Annotated in this window: 9 protein-coding genes and 1 rRNA gene; 5 read left to right on the top strand and 5 right to left on the bottom strand. The window is 72.8% G+C overall.

Features of this window, described 5'->3' with window-relative positions; translation table 11 throughout:
* Positions 1-46 precede the first annotated feature (46 nt).
* From ACIHEJ_RS17640 to mtnA, 4 genes are all read right to left on the bottom strand, one after another.
* Positions 47-1,882, bottom strand: coding sequence for an LpqB family beta-propeller domain-containing protein (locus ACIHEJ_RS17640; protein WP_400136076.1), 1,836 nt, complete (start codon positions 1,880-1,882; stop codon positions 47-49).
* On the bottom strand, positions 1,872-3,983 hold the full coding sequence (gene mtrB, locus ACIHEJ_RS17645) for an MtrAB system histidine kinase MtrB (protein ID WP_400136079.1): 2,112 nt from the start codon (positions 3,981-3,983) through the stop codon (positions 1,872-1,874). Before mtrB ends, ACIHEJ_RS17640 begins: the two co-directional genes overlap by 11 nt.
* 1 nt (position 3,984) lies before the next feature.
* Entirely contained in the window at positions 3,985-4,674 is a 690-nt protein-coding gene (gene mtrA / locus ACIHEJ_RS17650; RefSeq protein ID WP_191870552.1) for a two-component system response regulator MtrA, read from the bottom strand.
* A gap of 274 nt (positions 4,675-4,948) precedes the next feature.
* Positions 4,949-6,079 carry an S-methyl-5-thioribose-1-phosphate isomerase gene (gene mtnA / locus ACIHEJ_RS17655; protein WP_400136082.1) on the bottom strand — a complete coding sequence of 377 codons (1,131 nt, stop codon included), beginning with the start codon at positions 6,077-6,079 and terminating at the stop codon, positions 4,949-4,951.
* A gap of 140 nt (positions 6,080-6,219) precedes the next feature.
* Between mtnA and ACIHEJ_RS17660 the strand changes: the two genes are divergently transcribed.
* The 5 genes from ACIHEJ_RS17660 to ACIHEJ_RS17680 are packed head-to-tail and all read left to right on the top strand — an operon-like array spanning position 6,220 to position 11,896.
* A complete protein-coding gene (locus ACIHEJ_RS17660; RefSeq protein ID WP_400136085.1) occupies positions 6,220-7,620 on the top strand; it encodes a hypothetical protein in 1,401 nt (466 codons plus the stop codon).
* A 4-nt stretch (positions 7,621-7,624) separates the two neighbouring features.
* A complete protein-coding gene (locus ACIHEJ_RS17665) occupies positions 7,625-8,401 on the top strand; it encodes a DUF4129 domain-containing protein (RefSeq protein ID WP_400136087.1) in 777 nt (258 codons plus the stop codon).
* Positions 8,398-9,597: a DUF4350 domain-containing protein gene (locus tag ACIHEJ_RS17670; protein ID WP_400136089.1), complete on the top strand. Its 1,200-nt coding sequence runs from the start codon at positions 8,398-8,400 to the stop codon at positions 9,595-9,597. Before ACIHEJ_RS17665 ends, ACIHEJ_RS17670 begins: the two co-directional genes overlap by 4 nt.
* Complete coding sequence (locus ACIHEJ_RS17675) at positions 9,597-10,586, top strand: AAA family ATPase (RefSeq protein WP_400136092.1); 990 nt, start codon at positions 9,597-9,599, stop codon at positions 10,584-10,586. The genes ACIHEJ_RS17670 and ACIHEJ_RS17675 overlap by 1 nt, the downstream gene beginning before the upstream one ends.
* A complete protein-coding gene (locus tag ACIHEJ_RS17680; protein WP_400136095.1) occupies positions 10,586-11,896 on the top strand; it encodes a DUF58 domain-containing protein in 1,311 nt (436 codons plus the stop codon). The genes ACIHEJ_RS17675 and ACIHEJ_RS17680 overlap by 1 nt, the downstream gene beginning before the upstream one ends.
* A gap of 98 nt (positions 11,897-11,994) precedes the next feature.
* Here the strand turns inward: ACIHEJ_RS17680 and rrf are convergent.
* A 5S ribosomal RNA gene (rrf, locus tag ACIHEJ_RS17685) occupies positions 11,995-12,089 on the bottom strand; the annotation flags it as partial.

Consider the following 12,089-nt stretch of genomic DNA (forward strand, 5'->3'; position numbering starts at 1 on the left):
GCGGGATCCCGAGGAGCCCCGCACCGGGGCCGGCGCCGGCAGGCGCTCAGCCCGGATAGACCGGCGCCGTGCCGTCCTTGTCGACCTTCTGCCACTGCGCCCCGGACGGCAGCCGCACGATCCCGTCGTCCGAGTAGGCCACCAGCGGCACCCGCTCGTCCTCCGACGCGGCGATCGCCTTCACGCCGGGCAGCGCCCCGGGCGCCGGACCGTCCAGCGTGGAGCCGTCGACCTGGACGTACCTCATCTGCTGCACGCCGCCCTGCTCCTGGCCGACGGTGAGCAGCCTGCTGTCCCCGGCCCAGGAGATGGCGCTGACCTGCTCCAGGTCGGGTGCCGCCGACCGCAGTCCGTCCACCGAGATGCCCTGCCCGGTGCCGTCGTCATGCTGGACCCGCCCGATCAGCAGGGACTGCTTGCCGTCCTTCTTCTCCACGACCAGCGCGATCCGCACGCCGTCCGCGGACACGCGCGCGTCCTTGATCTGACCGGACAGGTCCGGGACGGCGACCTCCTCCGGCTTGGCGACGCCCTGCTCCAGGACGTACAGCTTCGGACGGTGCGGATCGCGGTCGGCCACCCACAGGTCGCCGCGGGCGTCCCAGCTCGGTGTCGTCAGCCGCTCGGCCGGGGTCGCGCCCTGGCTGGTCACGAGCGGGTCCCCGAGCGAGCCGCCCGACGCCAGCGAGGTCACGTACAGCGACCTGCCCTCGTCGCCGACGCCGGCCGCGCTGTGCTCGTCCCGCGACACCGCCACCGACTGCAGTCCCTTGTCGCCCTCACCCAGCGGCCCCGGCACCTGAAGCGCGCCGGTGCCGGTGGAGCCGGTCGGGATCCGCACCAGACGGTGCTTGCCGTCGAGGAAGTACAGGTACTCCGGGCGCTTGGACGTACCGTGCCACGCCGCGGACTCGGCGCCCTCCTCGGTCAGATCGCACAGCCGGTGCCCGCCGACCCCCTGCAGCTCGACGGACTCGAGCGTCGGCGCCAGGTTGCGCAGCGTGAACAGCATCTGCGTGGCCATCTCGCTGCACTTGCTCGCCGCGACCTGCGACGCCTTCAGGTTCAGCGGCACCGTCAGCTTGTTCTGGTCGTCCGGGGCCAGCCCGGCGACGTCCTTCTGCAGGGCCGTTCCGGTCGGGAAATCGGACCTGGCCACCACGCCGAGCCAGCTGCTGGGTCCGCTCAGCAGCGAGCGGACCACCTGCGTCATCGGGTCGACCTTGCTGCGCACGAACACCGGATCGGCGACCGCCACCGGCTGCCCGGTCGCCCCGACCGCCATGTTGGACGCGAAGTAGTACTTGTCGACCGACGTGTAGTTGCGCTGGAAGTCCGACTTGCCCATGACGACGCCGTCGGGCAGGCGGTCGATGCGCCACTGCCCGTTCTTGGCGTCCCGCGTGAGGTGCACCTTCCCGCGGTAGGAACCACCGGCGGGCTGATACGCCTGCTGCGCGTCCACGGACGCGACCCGGCTGCCCGCCAGGACACAGGTGACGCTGTCGGTCGCCTCGGGACCACCCGCCCGGCAGTCCGGCCCGATACTCACCCCGTTCGCGAGGACCGTCGTCGACCGCTCCGGCCGCCAGGCGCTCGCCGCGTCGGCCGTCAGATACTTGCGGGCCGTGTCGTACTGCGGGTCGTCGCTGGTCAGCGCCTCCAGGAAGCCCTGCATGATCTCGCCCGGGCCGGCTCCGTCGGCCGGCGGCATGGCGAACACCCGCACACCCGTGTCCTGCCGCGGAGTGGACTCCACGTTCCGCAGATCCCCGCTGTCGGGCATCGAGGCACACCCGGTCAGCAGAACGACCCCCAGGGCCGCGTAGCCCACCGCACGCACCGGCCGCCGCCGGGCGCCCCCCTCGCGGTCAGCGCCCACGAAATTCCTCCCCTGGCTCGGTCGGGTCCTGCGGCCCGGCCTCCTCCGGCCGGACTCTGCTCGCATCGGGTGCCGGACCCGCGGCCGATCCGTCGTCCGGACGCCGCGCACCACCGGCGGGCCGGGGCACCACGCGCGCGCCGTTGCCATGGCCGGGCAGGGCGGTCGGGTCGACGGCGGCCGTCAGAGCGGCCAGCCGCGGAGCGATCGGGGAGCGCGGCGGCAGTCCGGGCCCCTGGGCACCGCCCTGCTGCACCGGCACGGTCGCCCGCTTCTCCTCGCCCCCACGGGGCAGTCCGGCGTCGTCGAGGCCGCGGTTGCGGCGCGAGTCCTTGGGTTCCAGCGGTATCGGCGATCCCCGCAGCGGCTCGTCGGCGGTCCTGGGCAGCGTCAGCCGGAACTGGGAGCCGCCGCCCGGCTCGCCCCAGGCCTGCAGCCAGCCGCCGTGCAGCCGCGCGTCCTCCAGGGCGATCGACAGCCCCAGTCCCGTACCACCCGTGGTACGCGCGCGTGCCGGGTCGGCCCGCCAGAAGCGGCTGAACACACGGGTCGCCTCACCCGGCTTGAGTCCCACGCCGTAGTCGCGCACCGCGACGGCGACCGCGCCGCCCGCGGCGGCGAGCTTGACGACGACGTCCTTGCCGTCGCCGTGCTCGACGGCGTTGACGACCAGGTTGCGCAGGACGCGCTCCACCCGGCGGGCGTCCGCCTCGGCGACGACGGGCTGCTGGTCGCCGACCACGCGTATGTGCGTGCCCTTGCGCTCGGCGAGCGGCTCGGCACCGCTCACCACGCGCCGGACGACCTCCCTGAGATCGATCGGCTCGGCCTCCAGCGCCGCCGCGCCGGCATCGAAGCGGCTGATCTCCAGCAGGTCCGCCAGCAGCGACTCGAACCGGTCCAGCTGGTCGGCGAGCAGCTCGGCCGACCGCGCGGTGACCGGGTCGAAGTCCTCACGCGCCTCGTGGATGACGTCGGCGGCCATGCGCACCGTCGTCAGCGGGGTGCGCAGTTCGTGCGAGACGTCCGACACGAACCGGCGCTGCATCCGTGACAGGTCCTCCAGCTGGTTGATCTTCTGCTGAAGGTTCTGGGCCATCTTGTTGAAGGCCTCGCCGAGCCGCGCGATGTCATCCTCGCCGGTGACCTTCATCCGCTCCTGCAGCCGCCCGGCCGACAGCCGCTCCGCGATCCCGGCCGCCATCCGCACCGGCGTGACGACCTGCCGCACCACCAGCCAGGCGATGGCGCCGAGCAGGACGACGACGAACAGCCCGGCGGTCGCCAGAGTGCCCTTGACCAGGCTCAGCGACTTCTCCTCCTGCGTGAGCGGGAAGAGGTAGTACAACTCGTACGAGCGCCCGTTGGGGTCGTTGACCTGCTTGCCGATGACCAGCGCCGGCTGGGACTCCTTGCCGTTGTAGTAGACGATCCGCGTGTAACTCTGCGCGGCCGTCGTACCGCTGTTGACCCGCTCGCGCAGGTCGGCGGGCACGCTGGACGTCGGGTCGACGTTCCCGGAACCACGCGGGCTGCGTCCGCCGCCGCTGTCGTCACCGACGGGCAGCGTCACCACGTCGAAGGCGCCCGCACCACCGCTGGACAGCGACTCCACGAGGTCGCTCATCCACTGGATCACGTTCTGCGACTGCCGCCCGTCCGCGGTGGACGCACCGTCGGCCGTGCCCGGCCCTGTGCCGGTGCCGGTCCCGCCGACCGCCTCGTCGGCCCGCTGCTTGGCCACCGCGAACCCGCCCGTGGCCTGACTCTGCGAGGCCTTCACCTTCGCGTCCAGCAGGCCGTTGCGCACCTGCCCGATCACGACGAAGCCGAGCAGCAGGACGACCCCCAGCGACATCACCAGCGTCGTGGCGACGACCCTGAGCTGGATGTTGCGCCGCCACAACCGCATCACCGGAAGCAGCGGCCGACGCACCCAGCGCAGGAACAGCCGGACAACCGGACTTCCCTGGACACCACCCTGCAGCAGGCCGCCCTCGAAGAGACGCCTGAAACGCGCACCCGCCGCCGTCCGGCCGACAGGCCGCCCCGGACGGGCCCCGGACCCGCCGGGAGCCGAAGCGGCACTGTCCCCGGACATGTCAGCTCGGCCCGGCCTTGTAACCGACGCCACGGACGGTCACCACGATCTCCGGCCGCTCCGGGTCCTTCTCGACCTTGGAGCGCAGCCGCTGGACGTGGACGTTCACCAGCCGCGTGTCGGCGGCGTGCCGGTAGCCCCACACCTGCTCGAGCAGCACCTCACGCGTGAACACCTGCCACGGCTTGCGCGCGAGCGCGACCAGCAGGTCGAACTCCAGCGGGGTCAGCGCGATCGACTGCCCGTCCCGCTTCACGGAGTGCCCGGCCACATCGATGACCAGGTCACCGATGGTCAGCTGCTCCGGTGCCGGCTCCTCCGACCGTCGCAGCCGCGCCCGGATCCGGGCCACCAGCTCCTTCGGCTTGAACGGCTTGACGATGTAGTCGTCGGCGCCCGACTCCAGGCCCACGACCACGTCGACGGTGTCGCTCTTGGCCGTGAGCATCACGATCGGCACCCCGGACTCCGCCCGGATCAGCCGGCACACCTCGATGCCGTCCCGCCCGGGCAGCATCAGGTCCAGCAGCACCAGGTCGGGCTTGGTCTCCCGGAAAGCGGCCAGCGCCTTGTCGCCGTCGGCTACGAAAGACGGCTCAAAACCTTCACCACGCAGCACGATCCCGAGCATCTCGGCCAGTGCGGTGTCGTCGTCGACGACAAGGACTCGTCCCTTCATAAACGACATCATCCCATTCTCGTAACGACGACAGAGGTGCAGGTGAGCGAGGTCACTGGCCGGTGACGATAGTCGTATGGGGCCGTCACTGTCTGCCCCCGGACTCGTCCGACGGCTCGAAGGCCACTACTTTCGTGCGAAAGTCGCCCCGGCCGTCACGTGACGCACGTGTCCCGCGGACCGGGAGCGGTACGGCTGCGGGGTGGCCGGCCGACAGCGCGCCTCACGCGCCCCTCCGTCCACGCAGCGCCGCGGACGAAGGGGCCGTACCCGTCTCAGCCCGCCGTCACCGACGCGCCCCGGCACACAGCTGCGCAAGGGCCTCGGCGGTCACGGGGGAGACGACTCCTTCCTCCGTGATGATCGCCGTCACCAGCTCGGGCGGTGTCACGTCGAACGCCGGGTTGTACGCCTGCGTCCCCAGGGGCGCCACCGGAATCCCGCCCCCCGCTCCCGTCACCGGCACCTGAGGTGCCATCACCTCTGTCACCTCGAAGCCGGGACGCTGCTCCACCTCGATGGACGCCCCGTCGGGGGTGTTCGGGTCGACCGTCGTCACCGGCGCCACCACGATGAAGGGCACATGGTGGTACCGGGCGAGCACCGCGAGCGGGTAGCTCCCCACCTTGTTCGCCACCGAACCGTCGGCCGCGATCCGGTCCGCCCCGATCAGCACCGCGTCCACCTCGCCCGCCGCGAACAGGGAACCCGCCGCGTTGTCGGTGAGCAAGGTGTACGCCATGCCGGTGCGAGCCGCCTCGTACGCCGTCAGACGAGCTCCTTGCAGCAACGGACGCGTCTCGTCCACCCACAGCCGCCGCAGCCGCCCCTCCCGGTGAGCCGCGAGGGCCACCGCGAAGGCCGTGCCCTCCCCACCCGACACCAGCGACCCGCTGTTGCAATGGGTGAGGATCCGGTGCCCACCGCCGGGCAGCAACTCGTCCAGCAGCGCCACCCCGTGGGCCGCCATCCGCGCGCTGGCCTCCGCGTCCTCCCGGTGCAGCGCCCGGGCCGCAGCCAGCGCCGCCTCGGCCGCCACCGTGGGATCGCCGGTCCCGGCCCACGCGGCCTCGTGCGCCGCCTGGGCCCGCCGCACGCCGACGGACAGGTTCACCGCGGTGGGCCGGGCCTCCTCGAGCGCCCGTGCCGCCTCCGCCACGTCGAAGCCGCGCGCGGCGGCGAGCGCGACGCCGTACGCCCCGGCGATCCCGAGCAGCGGCGCCCCACGCACCGCCAGCGCACGGATCGCCTCCACCAACGCCGGTGCGTCCGTGCACACCAGCTCGACCTCTTCGATCGGAAGCCTCGTCTGATCGAGAAGGACCAGTACGGGACCTTCGGGTGGTTCCTCCCATCGGATCGCCGGTATCTCGGTCGGCCGCTTGCCCTCACCGGTTCGCGCCTGCTGATCAGCCATGCGGTCAGTCTGCCCCGGATGGGGCGGACCATTGAAGACGCCCAGCCCCTACCGCGGCAGATCCCAAGATGACCACCCCATGGCACGATGGCTGCCAACCTGCCGCCGCGACCGCGGACGGGCACCGAGAAGGAGCTTCGATGACAGACACTCCGGGCTGGGCCTCGCCCGGATCCGCCCCGTCGTCCGAGGGGCGGGAACCCGGCGCGCCCGGCCCCGCCGAGCCCGTCGACCGCCCCGGCCCCGCCGAATCCGCGCCGCAGCCGGGCGCCGACCCGCAGGGCCCAGGCGTGAAGTGGTCCAAGGAGCAGCCGCCGGCCGCGCAGTGGTCCGCGCCCACCGGCGTCCCCGGCCCGGGCCAGACCCCTCCGCCCCCACCTCCCGGTCCCGGCTGGGGCGGTCAGCAGCCCGGCGGTCACGGTCCGAGCGGGTACGGTCCGGGCGGGTACGGGGGCGGCTACGGCGGCCCTCCCGGCGGTTACGGCGCCCCCGGCGGTTACGGAGCCTGGGGCGGCGGCTGGGGTGGTCCCCCGCCCGCGGCCAAGCCCGGCGTGATCCCGCTGCGCCCGCTCGGCGTCGGCGAGATCCTCGACGGCGCCGTCTCCACCATGCGCACCCACTGGCGCACGGTCCTCGGTATCTCGCTGACGGTCGCCCTGCTCGTGCAGCTCGCTTCGGTCCTCCTCCAGGGCCTCGTCCTGAACGACACCGTCGCCCAGGAGTCCCTCACCGACCCGAGCACCACCCCCGACCACCTGTTCCGCACCATGGGCGAGGCCTTCATAGGCTCCGGCATCGTCGTCACGATCGCCATCGTCGGCACGATCATCGCGACCGCCCTGCTGACGACCGTCACCAGCCGCGCCGTCCTCGGCAAGCCGGTCAGCGCCCGCGAGGCCTGGCGCGACGCCCGCCCGCAGATCCCCAAGCTGTTCGGCCTGCTCCTCCTGCTCGGTCTCATCGGTGTCGGCGTGATGCTCGCCGGCACCCTGCCCGGCATCCTCCTGCTCGTCTCGGGCAGCGACAACGCCGGCATCGCGCTGCTCGCCCTGGGCATCATCGGGGCGGCCGTCGTCCTGACCTGGCTGATGGTCCGCTTCTGCCTGGCCTCGCCCGCTCTGATGCTGGAACGGCAGAGCATCGTGAAGTCGATGGGCCGCTCCGCGAAGCTGGTGCGCGGCTCCTGGTGGCGTGTCTTCGGCATCCAGCTGCTCGCCGGGCTCATCGCCGACATCGTCTCGTCGCTCGTCGTGATCCCCTTCGCCCTGGTCGGCGCAGCCCTGAGTGACGGCGGCCTGACCAGCATGTTCGGCGCCGGCGGCGGGCACATCAGCTGGACCTACCTGATAATCAGCGGGATCGGCTCGGTGATCGGCGCCACGGTCACCCTCCCGATCAACGCGGGCGTCACCGTGCTCCTCTACGTCGACCTGCGCATCCGCCGCGAGGCCCTCGACCTCGAACTGGCCCGCGCCGCCGGCGTCCAGGGCTACGGCGCCAACGCCCCTGCCTCTGCCCCCGGCCCCGTCCCGGGGAGCTGATGCGGTGAGCATCACGGGGGGAGTTGTCACGGCGGCGGCCTCACCCGCCGCCACCACGCTCGTACGGGGGCTGCTGCGCGCGGCGGAGACGCTCGCGGGGACAGCCGGCGGTTCGGGAGACCAGCCGCCGGTGACCCTCCCGCGCGATCCCGCGCGGGAGGCAGCCCGGCGCGAGCTGTCCAAGCGGATGTACCACGAGAACGACCCCGGCCTGATCCAGCGCGCCCTGAACGCGCTCTGGAACTGGCTGGACCGGCTGTTCAGCTCGGCCGCCTCGGCGACCCCCGGCGGCCCCGTCGGCCTGTTCGTCGTCGTCCTGTTCGTCATCGCCGTCCTGGCCGCCCTGTGGTGGCGCCTCGGCACCCCGCGCCGCCGGCCCGCCTCCACCGCCGTCCTGTTCGACGACCGCCCCCGCAGCGCAGCCGAGCACCGCGCCACCAGCGAGGCACACGCGGCCCAGGGCCACTGGAACCAGGCCGTCCAGGAACGCATGCGCGCCATCGTCCGCTCCCTGGAGGAGCGGGCCCTGCTGGACACCCGCCCCGGCCGCACCGCCGACGAAGCGGCCGCCGAGGCCGGCCGCAGCCTCCCCGCGCACACGGACCGGCTGCGCGCAGCGGCCCGCGAGTTCGACGACGTGACATACGGCGGACGCAGGGCCACCGAGCAGGCGTACCACCGCATGGCCGAACTCGACCGCGACCTCGAACGCACCAGGCCCACCCTCGTCGACAGCGCCACCAGCACCGCCCACAGCAGCCGCCAGGGGGCCGCCGAGTGACCACCGAGGCCACGCTGTCGACGACGACCTCCACCGCACCCGGCGTCCGCCGGCTCTGGACCCGCGCGCGCGGCATCACACTCGCCGTCGTCCTGATCCTGGCGGCGGCCGTCGCCATGGCCGCCGTACGCTCCACCGTCCGCCACGGCGAGCTGGACCCGCGCTCCCCCGACCCCTACGGCAGCCGCGCCGTCGCCCAACTCCTCGCCGACCGGGGCGTGTCCACGCGCGTGGTCACCACGCTCGGCGCGGCCCGCGCCGCCACCGGCCCCGACACGACCCTCCTGGTCGCCGAACCCGACCTGCTGACCGACCGTCAGCAGACCCGGCTGCAGAAGGCGACCGCCGCCTCCGGCGCACGCACCGTCCTCGTCGCCCCCGGCAGCCCCTCCGTCGAACGGCTCGCCCCCGGGGTCACCGCGGACCCCGCCAACAGCATCCATTCCACACTCGCCCCCGACTGCACCCTGCCCGAGGCCCGGCGCGCGGGCAGCGCCGACACCGGTGGCATCCGCTACACCACCACCCACCTCGACGCCGACTCCTGCTACCCCAGCGAACGCCTCGCCACCCTGCTGCGCATCCCCGCGGCCTCCGGGGGCGGCGACACCGTCGTACTCGGCGCGCCCGACATCCTCCACAACGACCGCCTCGACAAGCAGGGCAACGCCTCGCTCGCCCTCCAACTCCTCGGCTCCCGCCCCCATCTGGTCTGGTACTTCCCCTCGCTCTCCGACACCTCGGCCACCACGAGCGACCACAAGAGCTTCTTCGACCTGCTCCCCTCGGGCTGGCTCTGGGGCACCTTGCAGCTCTTCATCGCCGCAGCCCTCGCCGCCTTCTGGCGGGCACGCCGCTTCGGCCCCCTCGTGCCCGAGAGGCTCCCCGTCGCGATCCGCGCCTCCGAGACCGACGAAGGCCGCGCCCGCCTCTACCGCAAGGCCAACGCACGCGACCGCGCCGCCACCGCTCTTCGCGCCGCCACCCGCACGCGCCTCGCCCCCCTCGTCGGCGTCCCCGTCGCCCAGGCGCACACGCCCGAGACCCTGCTCCCCGCCCTGTCCGCCCACACCGACACCGTCGGCGGACAGGCCCTGCACCCCCTTCTCTTCGGACCGCCGCCCGGCGACGACGCGGCCCTGATCGCCCTCACCGACCAACTCGACGCCCTCGAAAGAGAGGTACGCCGTTCATGATGGACCCGACCACTGACAACGCCGCGCGGACCGGGGACGCGGACACCGCCCGCGCCTCCCTGGAAGCCCTGCGCGCCGAGATCGCGAAAGCCGTGGTCGGCCAGGACCCCGCCGTGACCGGCCTCGTCGTCGCTCTCCTGTGCCGCGGACACGTTCTCCTCGAAGGAGTCCCCGGAGTCGCCAAGACACTGCTCGTCCGCGCGCTCGCATCCGCGCTCGAACTCGACACCAAGCGCGTCCAGTTCACCCCGGACCTGATGCCGAGCGACGTCACCGGATCCCTCGTCTACGACACCCGCACCGCCGAGTTCTCCTTCCAGGAGGGCCCGGTCTTCACCAACCTCCTCCTCGCCGACGAGATCAACCGCACCCCGCCGAAGACCCAGTCCTCCCTCCTGGAGGCCATGGAGGAACGGCAGGTCACGGTCGACGGCACGCCCCGCCCGCTCCCCGAGCCGTTCCTGGTCGCCGCGACCCAGAACCCGGTCGAGTACGAGGGGACCTATCCCCTCCCCGAGGCCCAACTGGACCGGTTCCTCCTCAAACTGACGATCCCTCTGCCCTCCCGGCAGGACGAGATCGACGTCCTCACCCGCCACGCCTCGGGCTTCAACCCGCGCGACCTGCACGCCGCCGGCGTCCGCCCCGTCGCCGGCCCCGCCGACCTGGAGGCCGCCCGCGCCTCCGTCGCCAAGACGACCGTGTCCCCCGAGATCACCGCCTACGTCGTGGACATCTGCCGCGCCACCCGCGAGTCGCCCTCCCTCACTCTGGGCGTCTCCCCGCGCGGTGCCACCGCCCTCCTCGCCACCGCGCGCGCCTGGGCATGGCTGACCGGCCGCGACTACGTGATCCCCGACGACGTGAAGGCCCTGGCCCTGCCCACGCTGCGCCACCGCGTCCAGCTGCGGCCCGAAGCCGAGATGGAGGGCGTGACGGCCGACTCCGTCATCAACGCCATCCTCACCCACGTCCCGGTCCCCCGCTGATGGCACTCACCGGACGCGCCGCCCTGCTCGCGGCCCTCGGTTCGATCCCCGTCGGCATCCTGGAACCGAGCTGGACGGGCATCCTCGCGGTCAACGGCTCCCTGGCTCTGGCCTGCGCCTGCGACTACGCGCTCGCCGCGCCCGTGCGCCGCCTCAAGCTGAGCCGCTCCGGCGACACCTCCGCCCGCCTGGGCGAGACCGCCGACGTCACGCTCACCCTCACCAACCCGTCCCGTCGGCTCCTGAGGGCCCAGCTGAGGGACGCCTGGCCGCCCAGCAGCTGGGAGCCCGGCACCGAGGTCACGGCCTCACGCCACCGCCTGACCGTCCCCACGGGCGAACGCAGGCGCGTGACGACCAGGCTCCGCCCCACCCGCCGCGGCGACCGCCAAGCCGACCGCGTCACGATCCGCTCGTACGGACCCCTCGGCCTGTTCGCCCGTCAAGGCACCCACAAGGTCCCCTGGACCGTACGCGTCCTGCCCCCGTTCACCAGCCGCAAGCACCTCCCGTCCAAACTCGCCCGACTGCGTGAACTCGACGGCCGCACCAGCGTGCTGACCCGCGGAGAGGGCACGGAGTTCGACAGCCTGCGCGAATACGTCCCCGGAGACGACACCCGCTCGATCGACTGGCGCGCCACCGCCCGGCAGACCACCGTCGCCGTCCGCACCTGGCGCCCGGAACGCGACCGGCACATCCTCCTGATCCTGGACACCGGCCGGACCTCGGCCGGCCGCGTGGGCGACACCCCTCGGCTGGACGCCTCCCTGGACGCGGCCCTGCTCCTCGCGGCGCTCGCCTCCCGCGCCGGCGACCGTGTGGACCTCATGGCCTACGACCGTCGGGTACGGGCCCTGGTCCAGGGCCGCTCCGCAGGAGACGTGCTGCCGTCCTTGGTCAACGCGATGGCCACTCTCGAACCGGAACTCCTCGAGACCGACGCCCGCGGCCTCACCGCCACGGCACTACGGGCAGCACCCCGCCGCTCTCTGATCGTGCTGTTCACGACGCTCGACGCGGCACCGGTGGAACAGGGCCTGCTGCCCGTGCTGCCGCAGCTCACTCAGCGCCACACCGTGCTCGTCGCCTCGGTCGCGGACCCGCACATCGCGCGCATGGCGCAGGCTCGGGGCGACGTGGAGGCGGTCTACGAAGCCGCGGCGGCAGCTCAGGCACGGAGCGAGCGCGAACGCACCGCCGAACAGCTCCGTCGTCATGGAGTGACGGTCGTGGACGCGATCCCGGAGGATCTGGCGCCGGCCCTGGCGGACGCGTATCTGGCGCTCAAGACGGCCGGGCGGCTCTGAGCCACCCGGGCCGGCCTTTCCCTTCGGGGAATCTCCGTGGAAACCCCTAAATGCAGAAAACCCCCGCATCTTTCGATGCGGGGGTTTTCCCAAAGATTGTTCGGCGGCGTCCTACTCTCCCACAGGGTCCCCCCTGCAGTACCATCGGCGCTGTGAGGCTTAGCTTCCGGGTTCGGAATGTAACCGGGCGTTT

It is taken from the genome of Streptomyces sp. NPDC052301 (assembly GCF_044593395.1).
GTDB lineage: Bacteria > Actinomycetota > Actinomycetes > Streptomycetales > Streptomycetaceae > Streptomyces.

Bases quoted from the DNA above. Each gene is read 5' to 3' on its own strand.
- ACIHEJ_RS17675 (WP_400136092.1), top strand. From the start codon at position 9,597: ATGGACCCGACCACTGACAACGCCGCGCGGACCGGGGACGCGGACACC.
- mtrA (WP_191870552.1), bottom strand. From the start codon at position 4,674: ATGATGTCGTTTATGAAGGGACGAGTCCTTGTCGTCGACGACGACACC.
- mtnA (WP_400136082.1), bottom strand. From the start codon at position 6,079: ATGGCTGATCAGCAGGCGCGAACCGGTGAGGGCAAGCGGCCGACCGAG.
- mtrB (WP_400136079.1), bottom strand. From the start codon at position 3,983: ATGTCCGGGGACAGTGCCGCTTCGGCTCCCGGCGGGTCCGGGGCCCGT.
- ACIHEJ_RS17680 (WP_400136095.1), top strand. From the start codon at position 10,586: ATGGCACTCACCGGACGCGCCGCCCTGCTCGCGGCCCTCGGTTCGATC.
- ACIHEJ_RS17660 (WP_400136085.1), top strand. From the start codon at position 6,220: ATGACAGACACTCCGGGCTGGGCCTCGCCCGGATCCGCCCCGTCGTCC.